Source organism: Lelliottia sp. 7254-16, assembly GCF_002922995.1.
In the GTDB taxonomy this organism is placed as follows: domain Bacteria; phylum Pseudomonadota; class Gammaproteobacteria; order Enterobacterales; family Enterobacteriaceae; genus Enterobacter; species Enterobacter jeotgali.
Map to the genome: position 1 here is coordinate 365,323 of NZ_PQVS01000002.1, position 24,479 is coordinate 389,801.

17 protein-coding genes and 1 tRNA gene are annotated in these 24,479 nt (G+C 49.5%); 7 read left to right on the forward strand and 11 right to left on the reverse strand.

The window, feature by feature from the left end; genetic code table 11:
* Nucleotides 1-15: 15 nt before the first annotated feature.
* The 5 genes from C3708_RS04600 (at nucleotide 16) to C3708_RS04620 (ending at nucleotide 7,314) form a co-directional block, all read left to right on the forward strand.
* Complete coding sequence (locus tag C3708_RS04600; RefSeq protein WP_103950328.1) at nucleotides 16-4,890, forward strand: RHS repeat-associated core domain-containing protein; 4,875 nt, start codon at nucleotides 16-18, stop codon at nucleotides 4,888-4,890.
* Between the two features lie 10 nt (nucleotides 4,891-4,900).
* Nucleotides 4,901-5,518, forward strand: a complete 618-nt coding sequence (locus tag C3708_RS04605) for a hypothetical protein (RefSeq protein ID WP_103950329.1) — start codon at nucleotides 4,901-4,903, stop codon at nucleotides 5,516-5,518.
* 206 nt (nucleotides 5,519-5,724) lie between these two features.
* Entirely contained in the window at nucleotides 5,725-6,027 is a 303-nt protein-coding gene (locus C3708_RS04610) for a Dabb family protein (protein WP_103950330.1), read from the forward strand.
* A gap of 44 nt (nucleotides 6,028-6,071) precedes the next feature.
* Nucleotides 6,072-6,311 carry a hypothetical protein gene (locus C3708_RS04615; protein ID WP_103950331.1) on the forward strand — a complete coding sequence of 80 codons (240 nt, stop codon included), beginning with the start codon at nucleotides 6,072-6,074 and terminating at the stop codon, nucleotides 6,309-6,311.
* A gap of 82 nt (nucleotides 6,312-6,393) precedes the next feature.
* The gene (locus C3708_RS04620) at nucleotides 6,394-7,314 is read left to right on the forward strand and encodes a COG2958 family protein (RefSeq protein ID WP_103950332.1); all 921 of its coding nucleotides are present in this window, start codon (nucleotides 6,394-6,396) and stop codon (nucleotides 7,312-7,314) included.
* Nucleotides 7,315-7,427: 113 nt separating this feature from the next.
* Here C3708_RS04620 and C3708_RS04625 read toward each other — a convergent pair whose 3' ends face one another.
* Genes C3708_RS04625 through C3708_RS04640 form a run of 4 tightly spaced genes read right to left on the reverse strand, consistent with a single transcriptional unit; the run spans nucleotide 7,428 to nucleotide 14,581 of the window.
* A complete protein-coding gene (locus C3708_RS04625) occupies nucleotides 7,428-10,526 on the reverse strand; it encodes an HsdR family type I site-specific deoxyribonuclease (protein ID WP_103950333.1) in 3,099 nt (1,032 codons plus the stop codon).
* A gap of 23 nt (nucleotides 10,527-10,549) precedes the next feature.
* The gene (locus C3708_RS04630) at nucleotides 10,550-11,740 is read right to left on the reverse strand and encodes an AAA family ATPase (protein ID WP_103950334.1); all 1,191 of its coding nucleotides are present in this window, start codon (nucleotides 11,738-11,740) and stop codon (nucleotides 10,550-10,552) included.
* A 1-nt stretch (nucleotide 11,741) separates the two neighbouring features.
* Nucleotides 11,742-13,028: a restriction endonuclease subunit S gene (locus tag C3708_RS04635; RefSeq protein ID WP_103950335.1), complete on the reverse strand. Its 1,287-nt coding sequence runs from the start codon at nucleotides 13,026-13,028 to the stop codon at nucleotides 11,742-11,744.
* Complete coding sequence (locus tag C3708_RS04640) at nucleotides 13,025-14,581, reverse strand: type I restriction-modification system subunit M (RefSeq protein WP_103950336.1); 1,557 nt, start codon at nucleotides 14,579-14,581, stop codon at nucleotides 13,025-13,027. Before C3708_RS04640 ends, C3708_RS04635 begins: the two co-directional genes overlap by 4 nt.
* A 310-nt stretch (nucleotides 14,582-14,891) precedes the next feature.
* Between C3708_RS04640 and C3708_RS23840 the strand changes: the two genes are divergently transcribed.
* Nucleotides 14,892-15,137, forward strand: a complete 246-nt coding sequence (locus C3708_RS23840) for a hypothetical protein (RefSeq protein WP_233210396.1) — start codon at nucleotides 14,892-14,894, stop codon at nucleotides 15,135-15,137.
* Between the two features lie 347 nt (nucleotides 15,138-15,484).
* On the opposite strand, the gene C3708_RS04650 is transcribed toward C3708_RS23840, so the two are convergent.
* From C3708_RS04650 to C3708_RS04670, 5 genes are all read right to left on the reverse strand, one after another.
* Nucleotides 15,485-15,844, reverse strand: a complete 360-nt coding sequence (locus tag C3708_RS04650) for a plasmid partitioning/stability family protein (RefSeq protein ID WP_103950337.1) — start codon at nucleotides 15,842-15,844, stop codon at nucleotides 15,485-15,487.
* A gap of 12 nt (nucleotides 15,845-15,856) precedes the next feature.
* Nucleotides 15,857-16,813: a plasmid segregation protein ParM domain-containing protein gene (gene parM, locus C3708_RS04655; protein ID WP_103950338.1), complete on the reverse strand. Its 957-nt coding sequence runs from the start codon at nucleotides 16,811-16,813 to the stop codon at nucleotides 15,857-15,859.
* A gap of 403 nt (nucleotides 16,814-17,216) precedes the next feature.
* Nucleotides 17,217-18,413, reverse strand: coding sequence for an integrase arm-type DNA-binding domain-containing protein (locus C3708_RS04660; protein ID WP_103950339.1), 1,197 nt, complete (start codon nucleotides 18,411-18,413; stop codon nucleotides 17,217-17,219).
* A gap of 175 nt (nucleotides 18,414-18,588) precedes the next feature.
* A tRNA-Phe gene (locus C3708_RS04665) sits at nucleotides 18,589-18,664 on the reverse strand.
* 95 nt (nucleotides 18,665-18,759) lie between these two features.
* Nucleotides 18,760-19,473, reverse strand: coding sequence for a DUF554 domain-containing protein (locus C3708_RS04670; protein ID WP_103950340.1), 714 nt, complete (start codon nucleotides 19,471-19,473; stop codon nucleotides 18,760-18,762).
* Nucleotides 19,474-19,663: 190 nt separating this feature from the next.
* Between C3708_RS04670 and C3708_RS04675 the strand changes: the two genes are divergently transcribed.
* A complete protein-coding gene (locus C3708_RS04675) occupies nucleotides 19,664-21,799 on the forward strand; it encodes an ornithine decarboxylase (protein ID WP_103950341.1) in 2,136 nt (711 codons plus the stop codon).
* A gap of 93 nt (nucleotides 21,800-21,892) precedes the next feature.
* Here the strand turns inward: C3708_RS04675 and C3708_RS04680 are convergent, their stop codons facing one another.
* Together C3708_RS04680 and C3708_RS04685 are read right to left on the reverse strand one after the other, a co-directional pair.
* The gene (locus tag C3708_RS04680; protein ID WP_095283320.1) at nucleotides 21,893-22,585 is read right to left on the reverse strand and encodes a response regulator; all 693 of its coding nucleotides are present in this window, start codon (nucleotides 22,583-22,585) and stop codon (nucleotides 21,893-21,895) included.
* Nucleotides 22,575-24,212: a sensor histidine kinase gene (locus C3708_RS04685; RefSeq protein WP_103948144.1), complete on the reverse strand. Its 1,638-nt coding sequence runs from the start codon at nucleotides 24,210-24,212 to the stop codon at nucleotides 22,575-22,577. The genes C3708_RS04680 and C3708_RS04685 overlap by 11 nt, the downstream gene beginning before the upstream one ends.
* Nucleotides 24,213-24,479 lie beyond the last annotated feature (267 nt).

A 24,479-nucleotide genomic window follows, 5' to 3' on the forward strand; every position in this document is an offset into this window, starting at 1 on the left:
AACAAGGATGATGGTATGAGTGAGAATAAATCGGCAGCGATGGTGAGCAGTCAGGATGCTGCTGAAAAGAATTTTTCCACTGAGAATAAAATCTCCGGGGGCTGTGTCAAATGTGGCTGCGAGGCGCTGATTCATTACCAGTATGATTCCGGAAAGCCTGTTCCTGATGCGTCCTTCGTGCTGACCGACAGTAACGGAAAGCAGATTAATGGCCGGACTGATGCAGATGGCCTGTGCCTGATTTACGACATGGGATGCGGAACGTTTGAGCTGTTGCTGGATGAAGGTTCAGACACCTTTGAACCGGAAAAGGCAGAGACAAATAACCCGGTACTGCAGGACAAACCTGAATATGCTCGCCTGGCGGGGGAGTACTTCACGCTGTTTCTGCTGCTGCGCCAGCAGGGGTTGCTGGAATATGATGCAGAAGACTGTAGCGATAAACAGGTCACCGTTAACGATACCGGCTGGCTGGGCGGGATATTCACCTCCGTACCGGAAAATTACCGTGACGCGTACGTGCGATTCCGGCAGCTCGACCGGCAGATTAATCAGGGCAATATCGCGCTCAAAGAAGCCATAAATAAAATTCACCACCGTCTGGCCGCAGAAGTGGCTGACCAGGTGGGGGATGATAACACTGCGCTTTTGTTGTTCTGCCAGATTGCCCTGGGCTTTGTGCCCGTGGTGGGGCAGGCCATCGATTTTTATGCCATCGGTGAATGGGCATGGGACAGCTGGAAACACCCCGAAACCCTGGATGACCCGCTACATATTGCTGATGGCGTACTCTGCGCCATCGGGTTTATCCCCGGACTGGGGGATGCCATCAAAGTCTCCGGACGGGCCATTCTGCGCGGCCTGGAAAAGTCCCACCTGTTCAATTCCGGTGATATCCAGTTTGCTATTCGCACTATCAGGGGACTCTCTGACGGCAATCTGGTGAAGGGGCTGAGCTATCTGCAGGGCCAGCTTAAGCATTATGGCGCGCAGGCCCAGGCATTATTGTCTGAGATACATACAGCACTGTCAAAAACGCTGACGGACGCGGCCAGTAACAGCTGGATTGTGCAGATGATCCACGCGGAGTTTCGTGCGCTGGTGGATGCGCTGGGACGACTTATTGAAAAATTTGATGCTTCAATGGCGTACATCACGGCCAGGTTTGATGAATTTGTTGCGAAGGTCGTTACCCGCGTATCGGATTCTGCTCGTCCTAAAGGCAGTTATGAACGCAAAAATGCAGAAGGAATATCAGCCGCAACGGTATCGGTGAATGCTGGTCGCAACCGGGGCGACGTCGTGGATAAAACCCGGCTTGAGCAGGACGCGCTGAAAAAGGATGAGACCTGCCTGGCCTCCAGCAAACATTGCCAGACGGAAGGTGAGCCGGTCGATATGGCAACGGGGGCGGTTGTGGACTGGCGTACCGATTTTACGGTCCCTGGATTTTTCCCGCTTGAATTCCGTCGTTTCTATCGTTCAACCGGAGAGCGGCAGAGCGGATTGCTGGGTTCACTCTGGCGCTGTCAGTGGGATATGCACCTGGCCCTGGATAACGGGCTGATTACACTGGTGGATGGCGAGTTCAACCAGCATGTCTTTGCTTCGCCGGATGAAGGGCAGCCCAAGCGGGCGGCTTCCGGGCCAGAATGGCGCTTAAGTCGCGAGCAGGGACGACTGACATTACGTCACGTTGACGGCATCCGTTATGAGTTTGAGTATGCGCAGGGTAAACAGCTCAATCTGACGTCGATGGAAGATCGGGCGGGTAACCGTATTACTCTTCTGCGTGACCGGGGAACGTTACGCTGGGTCGTGCTGCCGGATCGCCGTCTTATTTTTGCCGAAACTGAGCATAACCGACTCACTACACTGAGACTGTGTGACAGGGATAAAAACGCGGTAAAAACGCTGGCAACGTATCGCTATGATGCGCAGGGGCATCTTCTTGAAGTGCGTGCCGGTGAGGGGCGGAGTTTTGATTATCGTTATTCACCTGAAGGCTGGATGACCCGATGGAATGATCTGTCGCAAACTTGGGTGGAGCATACATACGACAGCAAGGGGCGTGCGCTTACTGACAGAACATCAGGCGACTACTGGCGTGGACGGTATGTCTGGGATGATGAGACCCTCACCGGCCACTACCATAATGGCTTCGGTGGTGTGGTGAGCTACACCCGGGACCACAGAAATAACATCCTCTGTCGTCGTCAGGCTGACGGCGGAGAGACCCGGTTTGAATGGCAGAACAATCAGCTTGTTGCACAAACGGATCCGCTGGGTAACCGCACGGAATATCTGCGCAATCAATGGGGACAGGCTGTGGTTGTCACTCTGCCCGATGGTGCCTGCCAGCGCTATGTTTATGACGAAGAGGGAATATTGCAGGCGCAGACCGATCCCTGTGGCAATACCTGGCATTATGAGCACAGTCAGCATGGGTTACTCACTGCCATCCGGGACCCGGAAAACCGCCTCTGGCAACAGCGCTGGAATGAACACGGACAGCTGGCGTCAGTGGTGTCACCGAACGGCAGTGAACGAAAGTGGCTCTACAATGCGTCCGGCCTGACAGAATGCGTGGAGTCATCAGGCACTCCACGTATTTATTTTTATTACGATCGTCAACATCGTCTGACTGAGCGACGTATTGTTCCTGCAGAAGGGAAGACGCTGAGCCGCGGGTGGGCGTACAAAGGAGACCGTGAAACGCCCTTCAGGGTGACGTATGAGGACCGGACGGAAAGTCATCTGGAATGGGATGCGGAAGGTAATCTGACTTCCGTGCGTGACGCGCTGGGGCTGGTGCACCGTTACGCCTGGGGGGCGTTTGATAATCTTACCGGGATAACGAACCCGGAGGGGGCCACCGTCAGGCTTCACTATAACGTGGAAGCTGAGTTTGCAGGCGTTACCAACAGTCATGGTCAGAAGTGGGTATACCGGTTTGACGCCTGCGGTCGGTTATCAGGAGAGCGACATTATGACGGAAGACTGTACCGGTACGAATACGATGTCTGCGGACAGCTCAACGCCCGCCATGCACCGGATGGCAGCGTGCTGCGTTATGGCTACGATAAGGTACGACGCCTCAGTGACATCACGGCTTATCGCGCAGACGGAGAGCAGGAAAGCATCACGACGTTCAGCTATGACGCCGCAGGGCGGTTGCTGAAAGCAGCTGGTGCGGATGCAGTGGTGGAGTACGAGTGGAGCCCGTCGGGCAGGATAGTCTGTGAGCGTGTTAACGGGCAGGAGATTCGCTCTGTTTACGATGAGAGTGCTCAGCGCATCGCCGCCAGCGGTTTGCTGAAAGAGCTGGGTCTCAACTGGCATCAGGGGCGTCTGGCCGCGCTGTCGGTAGGGAGTTATCAGCCGCTGACGTTCAGCCATAATGGGGCTGGTCTGGAGCAACAGCGCAGCAACGGTCAGGGATTCTCGCTTCGACATGAATGGAGTGACACCGGACTGCTGGTGCGTCAGTCTCTGGCGCCGGACGGTGGTCGGGTGAATGACGTGCTGGAGCGTCAATACCGGTATGATGTACTGGATCGCCTGGTGGGCATTGACGACAGCCACTGGGGAAATCGGGAGTTCAGACTGAATGGCACCGGGCAGATAACCGGGGAACGTGGCTGGCGGGCGGAGCGCCGGAAGCCCAGAGTGTTTGCGTATGACAGCGAACTGAATCTGAAGGAAATTCATTCACTTGTTGCCGGTAAAGCGCCGGAGCCGTCAACGCCGGTGGTGCATACGGAGAACATTCATTACGACGTGGCGGGAAGGGTGATCCGCTACCGCGATATGTATTGCCATTACGACGCCTGTGGCAGACTTATTATCAAACGTCGCGAACGTGCGGGGTTCAGGCCGGAAGAAACGCACTACACCTGGGATGCGCACGATCGGCTGATTCGGATACAGCGTCCTGATGGTGCGCGGTGGCGATACCGGTATGATGCCTTTGGGCGACGGGTGAGTAAAGTCCGTGAGGGTAATGTGGAGTCGGCCAGGAGTCTGCTGCGAGTGGATTACTGCTGGGATGGCGACCAGCTGGTCGGTGAACAACAGTGGCTGGCCGATGGCAGTGCAGCCCGCGCCGTACAGTGGGTATATGAACCGGGCAGCTTCCGACCGCTGGCACAGGTGGAAAAGCAGGGGGATACGACCCGCCTGCATTACATCGTGACGGATTTGACCGGTACGGCGAGGGAGCTGTGCAGCGAAGACGGCGAGGTTCACTGGCGCGGTGAGCAGGCGCTGTGGGGCGGGTATCAGGAGACGAAAAAGCCAGTTCCCCACCCCATGTTCCCGGGGGATGCGGCTAACGATGAAGTCAGCTGTGACCTGCGTTATCCCGGTCAGCTTTATGATGCCGAAAGCGGGTTATACTACAATCGATATCGTTATTACGATACTGAACTTGGGCAATACCTGTCGTCAGACCCAATAGGTTTAGCTGGTGGGATAAGGCCACAGGGTTATGTGCATAATCCGCTGGAGTGGATTGATCCACTTGGTTTGGTTGGCAATCCAGAAACGGCGACACATATAACGTACCAAGGTATAGATTCTGCAACAGGGAAACCTTATGTAGGGTACGCAAGTATGCCGGGTAAACAAATTGGTGAGGATGTAATGAGTTATCGTTATGGTGGAGATTTTAGTCGATTTGGTGGACAAGCACCCGACGTTTTGTATGAGGGGTATGGTCAATCCGGTAAAAATGTGGCACGTGGATTAGAGCAGAGAACATTTGAAAGATTGGGAGGGTTGGAAGGCACTGCGAATAAGCAAAACCCTGTCGGTCCTGGCAATATTAAACGTAATGATTATCTTAATTCAGCAGATACACATCTGAGTAATAAAAAGTGTGGTAAGTAAGGAGATGGTAATGGGTTCAAGAATAGTGTGGCGTAAAGGTGACTTTGTTAATATAAGGTTGCGAGATGACCTTTATACTATTGGTCAAATGCTGACTAGCCCAGTGATGAGATTTTATAATGTTTTTAATAACAATGGTGTTTGGAGTGATATTAATTTAAATAACGTTGATGTGTTATTTCGGGTTTTTATTGATCGGGGTGTAAATACACAGTTAGTAACGGGGGAGATTAAAGTTGGGGCGATTGTTCCTTGTGATATCCCAGATGATCCATACTGGATTAAACCTTATACTCTAACTATGGATGCTGGGCACTATATGGGGGATAGGTATAGTTTCCCTTTTCTTGGAGGGAAAATTATACATCTTGATGTAAATGGTGGTATTGGTACTACACTGGCACCTGTAGTGAAAGATGATCTAGTTTTACCCGAAGATCGTGAGTTAATTGAAAAGTATGAATTAACGAACATGTGGGGAGCAGATAGTTTGAGTGCTCGGTTATGCCGATTTTATGACTCAGGAATTAATCGGGATGATTTGAAATTTGAAGTTTTCCCCGGGTTATGGAGTGATCGGGATGAATTGCGTCCACTAACTTGTAGGTTGCCAGTTCCTTTTCGTTAATTTTTGAAGGTTTATTTCAGGTTACTGGCACCGCTGGAAAAGAAAAAAGATTATCCAGTTACACTGCATAGTTGATGACCCATGGGACGGCGTCAAAGGTAAGCGAATTCATTGTGGTAATTTGTGAATATTAGCAAGTACGTTGATGAGGATTAAGGATGTTTCCCTGGGCAAGCCATTTATTAATGTGAGTTAACGGGGAAATAATGATTCGTCATGTTTTATTTATTACATTTACTGATAGTGCACTACCGGAACAAATTCTGGCTGTCAGATCGGCATTTCTGCAGATCCCCGATCGGTTTGAAGGGGTTACAAGTGTGGAATGGGGTATCAATGACAGCCCCGAAGAGAAGAATGCGGGGTTTACTCACTGTGTGCTGATGGCGTTCGCGGATGAGGCAGCCCGCCAGCGTTATCTTCCGCATTCAGCGCATGAGGATCTGAAAGCGATATTTCGACCGATTCTGCAGGACATCATCGTACTGGATTATACCCTGACGCCCTGATTTATTTTTTTCTGTAGATTGATAACCCGATGGATTTAAGTGAAATGACACAGACGATGACGGATGACGTAAAACGTATTATGGCCGCATTCAGAGAAGCACCGGTCATGACGTTACAGGCCGTCACCACCATGACAGGCCTGAGTGAGCACACCACGCGATTTATCCTGGAGCAGTTTCGGCAGGCCGGACTGACTCATGAAACGCATGGGCACTGGAGTCTGACTGAAGCGGCAAGTATAATCCGGGAGTCAGCGCTTCATGTCTTTAACTCTGAAAGGTAAACTAACCCATTCACAGGAGCTGTATTCACGCATTGCTTAATAGCTGATACGCGAAGCCGTGTGTACAAAAGCAGGAAGGCATATGACAAGTCGTCCCCAGATGATAATCAACGTGTTACAAGCGAATCCCGATAAGCAGTTTACGGCTCGCCAATTAGCACAAAAAATCATTGACCATTACAGCGCCGAACTGGCTGAAAAGCGCAAAAATCCGCGTTTTGCCAGCGACGAAGATTTTTTAAGCCAGATAACAGCAGAGGTGGGTGGTAGCCGGACTGTTAAAGCGAAGGCGATGTGCCCGCAGGTGATGACGCGTGATAAGCCGAGACCGCGATTGTTTTATTGGGGGGAATCTATGGTTGAACTTACGGATGCCAATATAGCTCCCGAGCCAACAATTGAAACGGTTAGCCTTACCGAGCATTCGTTATATCCGATCCTGATTGATTACCTTTCGCAGGAAGAGGGGCTATTGTGCCGTCGTATTGACGAAAAGCGTTCAAGCAATAACAAGGGGCTGGGAGGAAATCACTGGCTATATCCCGATATTGTTTCACTGGAGCCTCTGGATAAAGAATGGGACGATGTAGTGCAAAACTGTGTTCGCCATAGTGAAGGTCGTTTAACGCGACTGTGGTCCTTTGAGGTGAAAAAGCAGCTCAATCGCAGCAACGTGCGTGAATGTTTCTTCCAGGCGGTCAGCAACTCCAGTTGGGCACATTTCGGCTATCTGGTTGCGACCGAGATTAACGAGGATAAGCAGCGTAGCGTGGAACGTGAACTTCAGATGCTCTGTGCATTACACGGCATTGGAGTGATCCTTCTGGATCCGTATGATTTCTCTAATAGCCAGACGTTGATCCCTGCACGCGAGCGCACCAGCGTAGACTGGCAGTCAGTGAACCGTCTGGTGGAAGAAAATCGAGATTTCAAAGATTTTATTGAGCTGTTAGGGGAATACCATCAGACTGGGAAAATTCATAAAACGCTATGGAATAAATAGCCACTGTCAGATCAGGTTTGAGCTAATGCAGCTAATATATATAAGAATGGCAAGTTCTTTAAAGAACTTGCCATTTTGTTCAACTCACAACTTTGTATCTTGAGTTGAAGCATCTATATTTTCCCACCCACTCCCTTAAATTTTTCAACAAACGCTGCAATTTTTTGGAAAACGCTTTGCTTTTTTGTGAGGTATTGGGGATTTAGTGGGCTCATTTTGGGCAAAACAGCATTGAGCTCTGTGCCATTGTCGCTGGCAAACTCTCTTTTAAGAGAAGTGGTAATATAACGTTTAGCTGCCTCTTCATTCAGATTCTCGGATCCAATTAACTCTTGTGCTTCGCGCAGTTGCTCTACCTGTGCAAAAGCAAAGAAGGCGTCTACAATACTGGCCTTGTCACTAATTTTGTCTAGGTCGGTTTGATTAATAAAATCAACAACTAAGCTTTCTTTAGCGCGACTCCCAAGGCTGGCACGTATTAACCGACGAACTTCATCAATTAAGCCTGCTTTACTTTTATTCTTACGGTTGTGTTCAAAAATTAGCTCGAGAATATAATCTAGATTAATTTCTTGCGACTTCAGTAAATCTACCTCGAAGACAACGTCATCCCAATCAATAGTCGATTTTTCTTTTTCAGCGGAAGATTTTTCCCGACGCAGCCAGTCGCGAACATCGTTATAAGTTGAACGGTAGTCCTGAATTTTCCGTTCAGACGGCATGTTAATCGTTTGCAGCGTCGCCAGATCCTCATCGCTTAAATAATGCAGGGTCTTGAACTCCTCAACCGCCTCAGGGTCATTGATGTTAATGTTCTGCAAGGCCTTCAGGCTGGCAAACTCGTCGTAGTTTTGCAGTACGTTCTCAACGCGTAAATACTCGCCAAAGAGTTTCGCAAAGGCTTTTTTGTCGGACTCTTTCTCAATGGCAGAAGGTTCGGGAAAGCGTTGCTCTAACTCCCTTACTACGTCCACAAAGCCACGCCTTGCCTCACCGGTCACCACATCGGAAAAGCCCTCCATGTATTCCTTGTAGCTCTTCTCGAGCACCACGTTCTTGGTGTTTTTATCGCCAAACAAGGTGATGGCGTCAATTGTCGCCTGCTCTAGATCACGGAAGGTAACGATATTGCCGAAGGTTTTGGTGGCGTCATAAATACGATTGGTACGTGAATAGGCCTGCATCAAACCGTGATAACGCAGGTTTTTATCCACGAACAAGGTGTTCAACGTAGGCGCATCAAATCCGGTGAGGAACATTCCCACCACAATCAGCAAATCGATTTCCTTAGCCTTAACTTGCTTGGCCAGATCGCGGTAATAGTTTTGAAAACCATTACTCTCCACGTTGAAGCTGGTTTTGAACAGCGTGTTATAGTCTGCTATGGCGGCACTTAAAAACTCTTTGGCACTGCTGTTCATTGCCGATACGTCAAAACTTTCATCCAGAATATCGCCTACGCCATCCTGTTCCTCATTGGCCACAAAAGAGAATATGGTAGCGATTTTTAGCGGCTTATCACTGTCTTTTTGCAAGTCTTTGAACGATTCGTAATATAGCTTGGCGGCATCCACGCTGCTCACGGCAAACATCGCATTGAACCCTTTTGCCCCTGCGTGCAGGCGATGCGTTTTTTGCCGAAAGTTATTCAGGATGTACTGCGAAATTTGTTTTATACGGATGGGATGCAATAAAGCTTGCCTGTTTTCCGCCACGCTGAGCTTTTTCTCGTCCTGTTCACTTTCAATGGCTTTGAAATGTGGGCGCACATCGTTGTAGTCCACTTTGAACTTAAGCACCTTTTCATCTCGAATCGCATCGGTGATCACATAAGAATGCAACTCTCGACCGAACACGCTGGCCGTAGTGTCTGCCCCCGAAGCGTTTTGCGGAAAAATTGGTGTGCCGGTAAAGCCGAACTGATAGAACTTATTAAACTTTTTCTTTAAGTTCTTCTGGGCTTCACCAAACTGGCTACGGTGGCATTCATCAAAGATAAACACCACCTGTTTGTTGTAAATGGGCAGGTCGTTTTCGCTCTTCATCAGGTTATTGAGCTTCTGGATGGTGGTGACGATGATTTTGTTGTCATCTTTATCCAAATTACGCCTGAGGCCAGCAGTGCTATCAGAGCCGTTCACACTATCCGGCGAAAAACGCTGGTACTCCTTCATTGTCTGGTAATCCAGATCTTTACGATCCACCACGAAGAAAACTTTGTCGATGAACTCCAGCTCAGTGGCTAAGCGCGCCGCCTTGAAGCTGGTCAAGGTTTTACCAGAACCTGTGGTGTGCCAGATATAACCGCCGCTTTCCGTATTGCTCCAGTTTTTAGCCTGATAGGCGCTGTTGATCTTCCACAAGATACGCTCGGTAGCGGCAATCTGGTAAGGGCGCATTACCAGTAGTGCATCGCTCACATCAAACACCGAATAATGCAGTAACACATTGAGCAGGGTGTTCTTCTGGAAAAAGGTCGCGGTAAAGTCTTTCAGGTCTTTCAGCAAGCTATTATCAGATTTCGCCCAGTTCATGGTGAAGTCGAAGCTGTTCTTGTTGCGTTGGGTGGTATTGGCAAAATAACGGCTATCGGTGCCGTTTGAAATCACAAACAGCTGCAAATACTTGAACAAGGAATGTTCGCTGTTAAAACTCTCTTTGCTGTATCGATGCACCTGATTAAAGGCTTCGCGGATCGCCACGCCGCGCTTTTTCAGTTCCACCTGTACCAGCGGCAAGCCATTCACCAGAATGGTGACATCATAACGATTGGCATGACTACCCTGTTGCTCAAACTGCTTGATGACCTGAACCTTATTACGGGCAATGTTTTTTTTGTCTACTAGGTAGATGTTCTGGATATGACCATCGTCAAACACAAAATCATGGATATAGTCGTTGTGAATTTTGCGGGTTTTATCAACGATGCCATCGCTTGGCCTGTCCAGCCAGGTCTCCACAAACCGCATCCACTCACCGTCAGCAAACTGCATGTTGTTTAAGGTCTGCAACTGCTCACGCACGTTGGCCAGCAACTTCTCAGGCGAATTCAAACTAGGTGCATATTCGTAACCTTGATTCTGCAAATCCTGAATGAACTCCCGTTCCAGGTCACCTTCGCTCTGGTAGCTTTCATTGACCTGCCATTCCTTGGCGTATTTATCGAGAACGATAAAGCTATTTGATTCGGCAACAGCCTTGTATTCGTACATGCTTTACCCCTAAATCTTTTTCTTTAGTTTTCAGCCTGCTGAAAGCGATACATTGTATTGATTTCATTAACCAGATACCGCAAAACACGCTTGTCATCTTCAGTGAGATCGGCCACTTCTTCGCCCGCATGTTTCGAGTGGCTGGAGATATTAATAATCCGAGCCTCATACGGGTTGGTTGTTCCGTCATCAGTTTTTGGCAACAGGTCGCCCCATTTCTTATAGCCGAGAAACGTGGAGGTTTTTTCCAGAATATTTCTTAAGAAATTGAAGTGATATTTGCTCAGTTGACCACTCTCGATGGCTTTTTCGAGTTCTGACTTCAAATAAAGATGATATGAGAATGGCGAGTCATTGGGTTGCTGGTCTAACTGAAATGTGCCGTCGTCAAGCCTGGTCATCCGATACTTATCAAGCCATTTTTTCTTGTAACCACCGTCATCACTGTTGAGTTCATTATGCAGAACGTTATAAAAAAGCGGATTGTGAGTGGTTATGATGAATTTGACATCAGAATTGTTTGACTTGATCAGTTGGGCCAAATCTACGGCCAATTCGATCAAATGGTTCTCATCCAGCGAACTGACCGGGTCGTCAATAAATATATATTCCAATTGGTCAAACGCGTTGGTTTCACGCTCGGCGGGTTCAGCAACATTGAGAATGTCAATCACCTGCTCGATCAGCGTATAGAAAATACTCCAAATGAAATTGCTTTCCTCGCCTTTGGAGATTTTTAGATTCCCTGAGTGTTCATCATCACCGCGCTCAAGGGAAAAAGTCACCTCCGAAAACGCCTTTACAGTGATTTCTTTGTCGTCCTTGCCTTTGATTTTATATTCTTCATTGAATCGTGGGGTTAACTTCTCATTAGCATAGCGCTGAAAGTTGGTGATAATGTTTCGATCTTGCCCTTGATCTTTCAGCACCCAATCAGTAAACGAATTGGGCTGGATCCTTAGCCTGGGCTCGGTATCCTGCACCAGGTCGTTGTCCCAAAAGAACAAATCCTCGGTAAAAGCATTGTAATACAGGAACTTGTCTCGTGATAGCTCAGATTGATCGACTTCATCCTCATCATTCCTGGGGGGAACATGCTGCTTAAATTCTCGCGACAGGCGCGTTTTCCCCGTGCCATTAAAGGCATAGATCAACTGTACCTTTTTATTGGCGTTTTTAAGCTGCTGGGCGATTTCTGCTAGCGTCTTGCTCATATCAGGCCACTACCTCTTCAGGCTTGGGAAAACTCAACAGCAAATCGCGGTAATACTCATATTGCTTTTGGCGTAATGCGATTTCACGTGGCAAACCTTCGCTGATGGAATTGGTAAGGGCTTCGAATTTGTCCAGAATGGCGACGATGCGGGCTTGTTCGGCAAGCGATTTTTCGAGGTCATTTGGATACGGAACAGGAATTGCGATTTTAGCAAATCCATTAATCAATAACGTATTGACCTTGGTTCTGGCCACATACTTTGCTTTCTCGGCAATGAAAGATGCTGTTTGCATGCAATAGGAAACAAACTTCGGGTTCATTGAATGTCGGAAAGCATAACAGTGATCGTGAATAGCCACCTTTTCATCCCCAAGCCAAGCTACGGCTTTACCAACATCTTCAACGGTTTCGCCGACGTCGGTTATCACTACGTCTCCCTTTTCCGCATAGCGGAGCGAACTGGCCATATTACTTCTGACCTGAGAAAGCGCATGAGTTGTAAAGACGCCGTACCGAGTGTAAATCTCACCGTAGTGGATAACACTGATGCCATCTTCGACGTAATCAGCTTTTGTGAATCGCTTTCCTCGAATAAATTCGCCGATCTCCCCCAAAGTTTTCCACTCCACGTCACCCTCTTTAAAGCTCAATAAGTGGTCGCGATAGTAGTCGTATTGTTTTTTACGGGCTGTAAGCTCGGCTGTAAGCTCGGCTGTAAGCTCGGCTGTAAGAGAGGTAAAATTGTCCAAAATGCGGACAATTTCGGCTTGTATTTCAAGCGATTTTTTTAGGTTTTTAGGACAGGGGATGGGGACAACTATTTTAGCCAGATCATTACCTGAAACCCTGCGAACTTTTGCGCCTGTTATGTATTTTCTTTTCTGTTCCTGAAATACTTTTGTTTGAACAAAATAGGCCAAGTATTTAACGTTTTGACTATGTCGAAATAGCATCATATCGCCAGATATCGCAGCCTGCTCACCAAGCCATGCTAGAGGTTTCACAACGTCTTCATCGTTTTCTGAGGTGGTCGCAAGCAAGAGGTCATTTTTGTAGGTTTTTCTTAGTCTATTCGCCAACTCTTCAGAAACATAAGAAAATGTTTGTCTGGCCGATAAACTGTACTTGGTATGGATCTGACCATAATGAATAGCTGGAAACCCGGCATCAACAAAATCCTTTTTCTGCATTCCGTTCCCACGAATAAACTCACCTAATTCACCTAGCGCCTTCCATTCAACCCCAACACCATCCAACAGTTTTTCCATAAAGCTCATCTTGCTCATGCCCCCAGATCCTCACCTTCAATCTCCGCCACAATCGCATCAATCTCCGTCCGCAACTGGTCAATCTTGGCGACGGTGATTTTCAGCTCGTCATTGAGCGCAGTGATATCTACGACTTCACGGTTGTCCTTGGCTTCGATATAGCTACTCACCGACAGATTGTAATCATTGGCCTTAATGTCTTCAAAGCTCACCGATTTGGCAAAATGATCAACGTCTGTTTTGCTATCAAATACCTGCATGATTTGCTCAATATGCTTCTCAGTGAGCGTGTTGTTATTGGTTTCCTTCTTAAACAACCCGCTGGCATCGATAAACTGGGTAGTCATGTCGGTTTTGTGTTTGGACAGCACCAGAATATTGACGGCGATGGTGGTACCAAAGAACAGGTTGGGCGCGAGTGAAATCACGGTTTCGACGTTGTTGTTATCCACCAGATATTGGCGAATTTTCTGTTCGGCGCCACCCCGGTAAAAAATGCCGGGAAAGCAAACAATGGCTGCACGGCCTTTGCTGGAAAGGTAACTGAGCGCATGCAGCACAAAAGCGAAGTCGGCTTTGGATTTGGGCGCTAACACTCCTGCCGGGGCAAAACGGTCATCATTGATCAGGGTGGGATCGTCTGAGCCTATCCATTTCACTGAGTAAGGTGGGTTGGAGACGATGGCATCAAACGGTTTGTCATCGCCAAAATGCGGATTACGCAGCGTATCACCGAGCTGGATATTGAATTTGTCGTAGTTGACGTTGTGTAGGAACATGTTCATCCGCGCCAGGTTGTAGGTGGTGTGGTTGAGTTCCTGTCCCCAAAAACCGTCTTCAATGATGTGGGCGTCAAAGTGTTTTTTGGCTTGCAGCAGCAGTGAGCCAGAACCACACGCCGGGTCATAAATCTTGTTGACGCTGGTTTGCTTGTGCATGGCAAGTTGCGCAATCAGTTTGGACACGTGTTGCGGGGTAAAAAACTCGCCGCCAGATTTGCCAGCATTGGCGGCGTAGTTGGAGATAAGAAACTCGTAAGCATCACCGAAAAGATCGATGTGACTACCTTCAAAATCGCCAAAATCTAATTCAGCTACCCTTTTGAGCACTGCCGCGAGACGTGTATTTTTTTCTTTTACCGTATTGCCGAGCCGGTTGCTGGTGGTGTCAAAATCAGCAAACAAGCCTTTGATATCGTTCTCTGAAGGGTATCCACTGGCTGACATTTCAATAGCCGAGAAGATGTCAGCCAAATCGGTATTTAATTTTTCGTTAGTACTAGCACCTGCCGCGATGTTAACAAACAAATCGTCTGGGTAAATGAAATAGCCTTTGGTTTTAATGGCGTCATCTTTGATTTCCGGGGTAATGACACTCCGGGGGAGTGTTGCATACTTGACACTGTCATCACCGCCTTCAATGTAATTGGCAAAATTCTCGCTGATGAAGCGGTAAAACAGAGCGCCTAGAACGTATTGCTTAAAATCCCAGCCATCCACTGCACCGCGTACATCGTTGGCAATCTGCCAGATCTGGCGTTGCAGTGCGGCGCGTTGTTGGGTGCTTGTCATGGTAAAACTCCGGTTTTAATGCATTTTTGATAGCCAAAGGCTCATAATTAGTCCTGCATTATAACGATTAAGGATGTTCTAATCATTTCGAATCGCCACTAAATTGTGTGAATCGCAGGGGTAATGGCGATTGATTAATAGTTAGACGTTACACGGATAACGATTTGCCCAGTATTCCCCCAAACGGCCGACTTAAGGGCTGGCGCACCTTGCATTATATATTCTGATCGCTGTTGGCCTTGCCAGACAGGAAAGTAGAGCGCTTTCGGGCTCGCAGATGCATATGTTCATCATGCGGAGGTTGCCGACGGTGCAGAAACGTAAGCTGTTTCCCCGAACGTTAGTTTCGGACATCATCTGGCAGCAGGAACAAGGGAAACGTTACGGGCCATCAGCACGGCTTTACAGCAAGGCGGAGTACATCTGGCTTGCCAGTTCTGGCGAACTCACGCAGCAGAGCACGTTGTTTCGCTTTACGTACATTATCGAAACCCTTCGGGCAATGGACTGGATCGACTGGCTGGTGTCCGCAAAAGAATGGGAAAAAAAAAGCTAAACTGGCAGGTAATGTCTGTGCGATCTACACGCCGAAAGACGAGCTGCATCAGGTATTCACTGATAAGGGCGAACTCATCAGGCCGATGGAGTTGCGGCTTACTGGCGATATCAGCGGCATTCCTGCACTGCTGGTTCAATGTAATCTGAGCGCTGAACACTTGCCTGATGACGAGGGATTTTTCGTTTATCGGCTGTTACCTAAACCATTCCGTGAGCATAAGAGGCTCATGCCCAACTAGATTTCTGATGAAAAAAAGAATATAGCGATAAAAGGACGCTCGGCCAAATAGGCTGAGCGTCCTGTTTTTAACCTTGAGCGTATAATGGTATAGCATCAAAAGTAAATCATTCTGGCAGAGAATCCGCCAGATTCCTGGCTGAAACACTGCTGCTGGATTGCTCCATTACCGCTGGTGGTGGTTCTGTAGCAGTCACCGCTACTGCTGGACCAGAGCCTTCCAGGATATTCAGAAACGATGCCAGCATCATGCGCAGAGTATCAGGGCTCGTGTTATCAGCAAGTAACGTGGCCAGCATAGACGGTAAGCGCCTGTCAATCTCGCCCAGCGCTATACCGGCCAGCAATGCCGTTCGTGATAACTCACCGCGATCGCCCCGGTGGTGCGCCTCTATCCTCGCATCAGCAAAACGTTCGCTGGCATGCGTTTCAGGGCGCAGGTAAATCAGTACTTTCCTGCGGTGCATTAGACATCCTTATTAACCCAGTGCTTTCAAACCATGTACCAGTGCGAACTGCGGGTCCTGAGCAACAACGAAACGATCTTTGCGCAGGTTAACGTGAGCACGAATGGCATCGGCCAGCAGACAGGCTCCACCGCCCACGACAGCTACGTGGGTATAACCTTTGAAGCGATCAATCGTTTCCAGCCCCCGCGCCTGGTAACGCGCAATACCGCTGTGGATCGCCTGTTTAATTCCATCTACAGCACGTGGATCGTTGATATTGTTCGTCAGATACGTATCGTCGAATCGTTTGATGATCAGCCGATCCACGTTGTAGCGGGATAGCGCCATACCGGCTTTACGTAATGCCTGCTGAACTTCATCAGTCACCAGCGATACGCCTAACGCCGGATCGCCGTAGATACGTGATACAGAAGACATCTGGCCTGTGACCTGCGAGATATCAAGGGTTGTTCCCCCAAGGTCAACAATCAGCACCGAGTTGGATGACGAAAGTTGATCACATAGCCCAATACCGGCAGGAATAGACTCCGGACGCACGGTAACGCGGGTGATGGTAAACAGGCGACCATTATTTAGGTCCACAGGTTGTAGCAGGCTCTGTTTCTTGCGCTCAATGTTATCAAGCCGGTACTGGGAGTCTTCATCGTAAAACTCCGCCAGCGGCAGCGTAACCACGATATCCACGCACTGCGGTGCAAGCCCACAGGTCCGTAGCGCGTGATGGACTGCAACTGCATTGAGTGGGCTGTACTGCCATTCGGTATTGCTGGTAGTGAGTGAATCCGGGGAAATCAGGTCGAACGAGTATTTCTCTTTGCCAGCGGTGTAGTTAAACGGCTTACCGTTGCCAAACGTGGCTGACCAGCCTCGTTTGAAGCTGTTAGGGCTGATGTGGGTAAAGGTTTTGCCGTGCTGCTCCCACAGCATTTTGATGTGAGTCGAACCGTCGTCGATGTAAATGCGCATATTGCACCTAAGTTGAGTCAAATATGAGTTGATATTGAGTCATCCGGCGTTGCCGGACACGTGAAGGGCGGCTATTGAGCCAGAACTGAGAGCACGATGAGATGAATCAGCACCAGCAGGCGCTCAACGAGAAAAGGCAGTGCTGCCAGTAAGCCAAGCGTGAGAAATCTTTTCATAGGGTTAATTTCCTGTATGGGGTGAGTAAAATGCGACTTGCCATACAAGATTTAGCGATGTTTGTAGGGTTTTACTGGCAGGAGTAATGTTGTTTATGCCTTTATCAAAAAGCATAAAGCAGACGTTTAGTTAAAATGGATCTGAGGTATTAAATTTTAGAAGTGAATAATTTGGGGATTTGATACAAGAGAGAAGACGCCCAGCCGCGAAGGCTGAGCGCCCAGGATTAGGTCACTTTATTTTCAATTCCACTAAACAGGTTATCAATGTGGTCAGCGTACCACTGCATCATCTCACGTCGGCTTTCGAGATATTGGGCGTGGTTATACGTTCCGCGAATACTGTTTTTATCCACGTGGGCTAACTGCATTTCTATCCAGGCAGTATTAAAACCTTGCTCATGTAAAATGGTACTCATTGTGTGCCGAAAACCGTGGCCGGTAGCTTTACCATCGTAGCCGATACGTTTGATCACCATGTTGATACTGGCTTCACTCATCGGTTTGTTGATGTTGCAGCGCCCGGGAAATACCAGTTGATACTGACCGGTGTAGGTTCGAAGCTCCTGCAGGATCGCCAGAACCTGGTTTGACAAAGGCACCAGATGTTTGCGGCGCTTTTTCATTCTGCTCTCCGGGATCGTCCAGAGTGCATTATCCAGGTCAAACTCATGCCATTCTGCAGCGCGTAGCTCAATCGTACGAACACCAGTCAGTAACAACAGGTTAGTTGCCATACGTGTAATGCAGCTACCGTGATAATCGGCCAGGCAGGAAAGGAATGCGGGTAATTCAGATGCCTGAAGGTGAGGGAAGTGTTCAGTCTTTGGCGCGGTTAATGTGCCGGTCAGTTCTGCTGCTGGATTAATCGTCGCACGTCCTGTTGCGATGGCGTAGCGGAAGATCTGATTGCAGTACTGCCTGACCTTGCGTAATTTTTCCAGTGAGCCACGCTTTTCAATCAGACGTAAAACCTCCAGCATCTCCAGAGGAAGGATCTCCGCGACAGGGCGCTTGCCCACATGCGGGAAGATATCCTTCTCCAGAGCCTCCAGAACGCTTTCTGCGTAGCTTTCCGACCATGAGATACACTTGTGCTTATGCCATTCCATGGCGAGCGCCCTGAAGGTATTGACGACGGATATTTTTTTGGCGAGTTTTTCGAGCTGCTTTTTCTCACTCGGGTCACCTCCGTCCGCAATCACCTTTCTCGCTTCGTCGCGTTTTACACGCGCGTCAGCCAGGGAAATCTCAGGATAAACGCCAATAGATAACTTTTTCTCTTTACCGGCGATACGGTATTTCATACGCCAGTAGCGTTTTCCGGTAGTGGTAACCAGGAGAAAAAGGCCACGTTCGTCAGAAAGTTTATAGTCCTTCTCTTTAGGCTTCGCGGTCTCGACCTGTCGGGCTGTCAGTGCCATATGGGGGCCTCAATTTTCATTGAACACAATAAGCCCCCTGAAAAGCCCCCAGATGCAACTTGATTAAGGTAGAGTCGAGTTGAGGTCAGTGGAGTTCTGAATGTTCGAAAGTGATGTATGGCAGTGATTATACTTGAGTTTTGTGGAATTTGGGAGACGTACATAGAAGTTAAAGTGGTGCCCGGACTCGGAATCGAACCAAGGACACGGGGATTTTCAATCCCCTGCTCTACCGACTGAGCTATCCGGGCAACGGGGCGCATTAAACCCGATCGTACTTCCGTCGTCAACGAAATTTATCGTTTTCGCTACCGACTGCACACTCTGCCACCATTTCGCTGACAACTTAGGCGAAAAAGTGCGTCCACAGGGCTGAGAGCGGCATGGCGAGCACCAGCGCAGGCAGCATATTCACCACCGCAAACATCTTTATCCCGCAGATTCGAAGACCCGTTGCCAGCAGCAAAAGGCCGCCCACGGCGGTGAAGTCGGCCATCATCGCGGTTGTTGTTAACGGGAGAATCAGTGTGGCACAGGTCGCTAGCGCCAGCTGAATCATCAGCATCGGCACGCAAATTGCGGCGACGGCAATCCCGAGCGTGGTAGCGAAGATGGTGGCGGTGAAGAAATCAAGAAACGCCTTGGCAATCAGAATGCTGGGGTCGCCGGTCATCCCTTCCTGCATCGATCCAAAAATCCCCGTGCCGCTGGCGCAAAACAGAATAATGATTGCCACATAGTTCTGAATAAACGTCTCTTGCGTTCCGCTTGCGGTTTTTCCGGGGCGAGAGATAAGGTTTTTGGCTTTGCTCACCGCCGCGTTTATCCCTTTCTCCAGATAGCAAAATTCGCCAATGAGCGCGCCAAGGAGTGTCGCCAGTACCATCACCGGTAAATTGGCGCACTTGATAACCAGCAAAATTCCGATGCCCAGCGACGCAAGCCCAAAGATCGAGGGCATAGAAGAGCGAATACGTTCAGGTAATCTTTGGCTTAACGCCGCACCAAGCACGCCACCCAGTAATACGGCACCGGCATTAATAAAGGGTCCAATAACCAAAATACACTCCTGTTATTTAATCATTGATATTGAATTATTATTACATGATGAAGGCGGAGAGCGGGTAGCTTTCGCTGCCAGAAATGCATAAAGTTTCTGTCTTGCACCTCAAAATAAAAGGTGACATTATTGCGCGAATTTTCTCCTCCAGTCTGGATCTCTGCTCCCCTTGAAACGGGTCTCTACGCCTATGAAATCACTAAAAATTGCCGTCAGCCATGAGCTGGTTTCTACGCTGTCCACGCACCGGGAAGTGGTGACACTGGATAACACCGATTTTACGGATGTGGCGGCAGTCGTCATTACCGTGGCCGAAAGCCGCAGCGGTATTCTCGCATTACTGAAACGCACAGGGTTCCAGCTTCCAGTGTTTATCTTCTCGCAAGAGCCTGTGGATGCTTCAGAAGATGTTGTCACAATGATAAGCGGCAAAGCGCAAGAGTTCCTGGAACTGGAAGCGGCAGCCTGCCGCTACGAAGAGAACTTACTCCCACCTTTTTTTGACACCCTGAGCCAGTATGTAGCGATGAACAACAGCACTTTTGCCTGCCCTGGCCATCAGCACGGTGCCTTCTTCAAAAAGCACCCGGCGGGGCGTCAGTTTTTCGACTTCTTTGGCGAGAACGTTTTTCGTGCCGATATGTGTAACGCTGACGTCAAGTTGGGCGATTTACTGATCCACGAAGGCTCCGCCAAAGATGCGCAAAAGTTTGCGGCAAAAGTGTTCAACGCCGATAAAACATACTTTGTGCTTAACGGAACGTCCGCGGCCAATAAAGTGGTGACCAACGCGCTGCTGACACGCAGCGATCTGGTGCTTTTTGACCGCAATAACCACAAATCCAACCACCACGGGGCGCTGATTCAGGCAGGGGCTACTCCGGTCTATCTGGAAGCCGCGCGCAATCCATTTGGATTCATCGGCGGAATCGACGAACACTGCTTTGACGATACCTATCTGCGTGACCAAATCCGCGAAGTGGCCCCCGAAAAAGCCCATGACGCTCGCCCGTTCCGACTGGCAGTTATCCAGCTCGGCACCTACGACGGCACGATCTACAACGCCCGTCAGGTGATCGACAAGATCGGCCATTTATGCGACTACATCCTGTTTGACTCCGCATGGGTCGGCTACGAGCAGTTTATCCCGATGATGGCCGACAGCTCACCTCTGTTACTGGAACTTAACGAGAACGATCCGGGAATCTTTGTGACCCAATCGGTGCATAAGCAGCAGGCCGGGTTCTCGCAAACGTCGCAGATCCATAAAAAAGATAACCACATTCGCGGCCAGGCCCGGTTCTGTCCGCATAAGCGCCTGAATAATGCGTTTATGCTCCACGCTTCAACCAGCCCGTTTTATCCGTTGTTTGCCGCGCTAGATATCAACGCCAAAATCCACGAAGGGGAGAGCGGGCGCAGGCTGTGGGCGGAGTGTGTCGAGCTGGGTATCGAAACGCGGAAAGCGATCATCGCCAACTGTAAGATGATCAAACCCTTCATTCCGCCAGTGGTGGCGGGGCGGCCGTGGCAGGATCATCCAACGCACGCGATTGCCAGCGAGCGTCGTTTCTTCAGTTTTGAGCCGGGCGCGAAGTGGCATGGCTTTGAGGGTTACGCCGACGAGCAGTATTTTGTCGATCCGTGCAAGTTGCTGCTGACTACGCCGGGGATTGACGCGGAGACAGGTGATTACACGGAATTTGGTATTCCCGCGACGATCCTCGCCCATTACCTGCGCGAAAACGGCATTGTGCCAGAGAAGTGCGACCTGAACTCGATCCTGTTCCTGCTCACGCCCGCAGAAAGCGCGGAGAAGCTGGCGCAACTGGTGGCGATGCTCGGGCAGTTTGAACAGCATATCGAAGACGATACGCCGCTCGCCGACGTGCTGCCAACCATCTTCAATAAGTACCCGGTGCGCTATCGTGACTATACGATTCGCGACCTGTGCCAGGAGATGCACGATCTGTACGTCAGCTTTAACGTGAAAGATCTGCAAAAAGCCATGTTCCGCAAAGCGAGTTTGCCTGCGGTGGTGATGAATCCGCAGGATGCGAATCAGGCCTATATTCGCGGTGACGTGGAGCTGGTGCGTATCAGCGAAGCCGAAGGGCGAATCGCTGCTGAAGGTGCGCTACCATACCCGCCTGGCGTGCTGTGCGTTGTGCCGGGAGAAGTCTGGGGCGGCGCGGTGCAACGTTATTTCCTGGCGCTGGAAGAGGGCGTTAATCTGCTGCCCGGCTTCTCACCAGAATTGCAGGGCGTCTATAGCGAGAAAGATGCCGACGGCATCAAGCGGTTGTATGGGTATGTTTTACAGTAATGTGCTCGCATTTTGCCCGGCGGCGCAAGCTTGCCGGGCCTACTAAAACCGTCAAAGCCTGTCGGATAAAACGCAGCCGCCACCCGGTTTTTTTCACTCCGCACTGCGCCGGTACATCCGGCGCGGATGGCCAATCTTCCCGTACAGCATCTCCACGCTTAAAAAACCCGCATCCACGCAGTGTTCCAGATAGCGCCGGGTAGTGGTTTTGCTCAATCCTGTCTCGTTCACCACCTCATCCACGGAGAAGCAGTGCGCCGCCTGGTCGTTAAACAGGGTTTGCACCAGCGCCAGCGTGTTCTCCTCAATCCCTTTACTGCCATTATCCTGGCGGTAATTTTTGGCCTGCAACTGATACAGCGAATCAACGTTCTGCTGATCGACAATCTTCCACACTCGCTGCTGCTCGGCGAACTGTACGAAGCGCTCCAGTGACTGGCTGAGCCGCTTCCAGGAAACGGGTTTCAGGATGTAGTCGAACGCGCCGTTACGAATCGCCAGGCTACAGGTGTCCATGTCACTGGCGGCGGTAATAAAAATCACCGAGCAGTTGGCATGCACCAGTAAAGGATTGCTAATTAAAGTGATGCCTTTACCGTCCGGCAAATAGTTATCCAGCAGAACAAGCTGCGGCTGCAGACTGGAAAGCAGAGTCTGTGCCTCGGCAAGAGAAGAGGCGATACCCACCAGGCGAAGGCGCGGATGTTTACCGATCAGCTCCGCATGAAGTTGTGCCAGCTCGTTCTCATCTTCAACGATCAGTACGTCGATATGTTCATGTTGCATAGTCAGTATCTTCCAGTTCCTGAACAGGTCGCTTCGGAGTTCCCGTGGCGGGAATAAACAGCGAAAAAATCGTGCCCCGAGGCATGTTATCGGCAACCTCTATGGCACCGCCAGCCTGGGTGACGTAACTGTCGATCAGGTACAGGCCTATCCCATGATCGCCACGCGTTTTCGTCGTGATGCCGCGTTCAAAGATCCGCTCGCGGATCTCAGGCTTAATGCCAACGCCCCGATCCGCCACTTCAATAATCAGCTCACGTTCGTTGAGTTTTATCAGCACTTCTACCGGCTCATGTGGAAGCGGGGCACGCTGGGTGGCTTCAATGGCGTTATCCAGTAAATTCCCAATGATGGAAATCAGCTCCGCTTCGAGAAGCGAGGCGAAAGGCTTATCCACCCGACAGGCGGGATCAAAGTTCAACTCGACGCCTTTCTCTCGTGCTCGCGCGGCTTTACCTAATAAAAGGCCACACAACGTCGGCGAGCTAAAGCGCGAGGAGATAAAGTCCAGCAGCTCCTGAGCGTGTTCTGATTGCGCCTGAATAAAGCCAATTGCTTCTTCGTAGCGCCCCATATGTAACAGCCCCGACAACGTTGTCATTCGATTCAACTGCTCGTGGCGCATGATGCGCAGGTTATCGACGTAACGTTTGACCTGGCTTAACTGGGCGCTCAGGGAGTCTATCTCATTGCGATCGCGGAAGGTGATCACCCATCCCTGAAGTGAATCTTCGAGCATTATCCGCACGCGGCTGGCAATCACGGTCAGATCGTTAAAGCGACAAATCTCATCGTGAGTATCTTTCACCAGCATGGTTTGAGGTGAGAAAAACGGGACCGGAGTAATTACCTGGCTAATCGGCTGCCCGCGCAGTTCCCGTGCGGGTTGTGGTAAACCGAGAAGATTACGCGCTGCCTGGTTGATCACCTCGATCCGGTGATTATCATCAATTGCGATTACCCCTTCGTAAATCGACTCCATCATCGCTTTTTGCTGGCGCACCAGCAGGCCGATTTCGCGCGGTTCCAGCGAGAAAATCTGCTTCTTAATGCTGCGTGTGAAAAACCACGAGAAGACAAACAGGGCGATCAGCAGCAGCACGGCGGCAATTAAAATGTTTACCACTTTGCTGACGGTAATGGTGTCGAGATAGCTGGTGAGATACCCGACAGAGACAATCCCCACCACTTCTCCCGCGTCGTTGAAAATCGGCGCTTTGCTGCGTAGCGAAATCCCCAAACCCCCTTTACGGATGGTGGTGGTGCTTTTGCCGTGCAGCACCTCCTCGTTATCCCCGCCGATCAGCGTTTTACCGATCCTGTCTGCAAACGCAGAATGGAACAGGTGCAGACCTTTATTGTCACCAATCACAATAAAGCTGGCATCGCTGCGGGTTGCTATTTGGAACATAAATTCACGAATGGCTTTGATATCCTTTTCTTCAACCTCTTTGCGCAAGGTTGGAATAAGCGCAATCTCTTCCGCCTGTATTTTGGCACGCATGCTCATTTCCTGATAAAGCTGTCTGCTGACGTCGGCATAGTAATATCCGCCCAGTAATGCAAAGAGCACTGAGAAAAAGGCGACCAGCGAAATAAAGAGCTTAATCTGAAACGACACTTTCATGACTATCACGCAGGGTATCAACGGGTTTCGCCAATATATCATCTTTTTTCCGCTTGCCAGGAGCTTTGCCTGAAACTTGTGATCATTTCCACAGCGCGGCTCGCAAAACAAAAATAGATAATTCAGGCTTGTCTTAATGCTAATTTAATTAATGTTATTTGTTTGTACGTTCTGGAAAAGAAACCATAAAAACCACGGCAATAAATAAGGCGTTAATCACATTAAATAAAAGAAACCATTAAAACCATAGAGGCCATTAAAACTTCG

What these genes read in the sequence shown, in the direction of transcription:
- C3708_RS04600 (WP_103950328.1), top strand. Translation starts at nt 16, where the DNA reads ATGAGTGAGAATAAATCGGCAGCGATGGTGAGCAGTCAGGATGCTGCT.
- C3708_RS04605 (WP_103950329.1), top strand. Translation starts at nt 4,901, where the DNA reads ATGGGTTCAAGAATAGTGTGGCGTAAAGGTGACTTTGTTAATATAAGG.
- C3708_RS04610 (WP_103950330.1), top strand. Translation starts at nt 5,725, where the DNA reads ATGATTCGTCATGTTTTATTTATTACATTTACTGATAGTGCACTACCG.
- C3708_RS04615 (WP_103950331.1), top strand. Translation starts at nt 6,072, where the DNA reads ATGACACAGACGATGACGGATGACGTAAAACGTATTATGGCCGCATTC.
- C3708_RS04620 (WP_103950332.1), top strand. Translation starts at nt 6,394, where the DNA reads ATGACAAGTCGTCCCCAGATGATAATCAACGTGTTACAAGCGAATCCC.
- C3708_RS04625 (WP_103950333.1), bottom strand. Translation starts at nt 10,526, where the DNA reads ATGTACGAATACAAGGCTGTTGCCGAATCAAATAGCTTTATCGTTCTC.
- C3708_RS04630 (WP_103950334.1), bottom strand. Translation starts at nt 11,740, where the DNA reads ATGAGCAAGACGCTAGCAGAAATCGCCCAGCAGCTTAAAAACGCCAAT.
- C3708_RS04635 (WP_103950335.1), bottom strand. Translation starts at nt 13,028, where the DNA reads ATGAGCAAGATGAGCTTTATGGAAAAACTGTTGGATGGTGTTGGGGTT.
- C3708_RS04640 (WP_103950336.1), bottom strand. Translation starts at nt 14,581, where the DNA reads ATGACAAGCACCCAACAACGCGCCGCACTGCAACGCCAGATCTGGCAG.
- C3708_RS04650 (WP_103950337.1), bottom strand. Translation starts at nt 15,844, where the DNA reads ATGCACCGCAGGAAAGTACTGATTTACCTGCGCCCTGAAACGCATGCC.
- parM (WP_103950338.1), bottom strand. Translation starts at nt 16,813, where the DNA reads ATGCGCATTTACATCGACGACGGTTCGACTCACATCAAAATGCTGTGG.
- C3708_RS04660 (WP_103950339.1), bottom strand. Translation starts at nt 18,413, where the DNA reads ATGGCACTGACAGCCCGACAGGTCGAGACCGCGAAGCCTAAAGAGAAG.
- C3708_RS04675 (WP_103950341.1), top strand. Translation starts at nt 19,664, where the DNA reads ATGAAATCACTAAAAATTGCCGTCAGCCATGAGCTGGTTTCTACGCTG.
- C3708_RS04680 (WP_095283320.1), bottom strand. Translation starts at nt 22,585, where the DNA reads ATGCAACATGAACATATCGACGTACTGATCGTTGAAGATGAGAACGAG.
- C3708_RS04685 (WP_103948144.1), bottom strand. Translation starts at nt 24,212, where the DNA reads ATGAAAGTGTCGTTTCAGATTAAGCTCTTTATTTCGCTGGTCGCCTTT.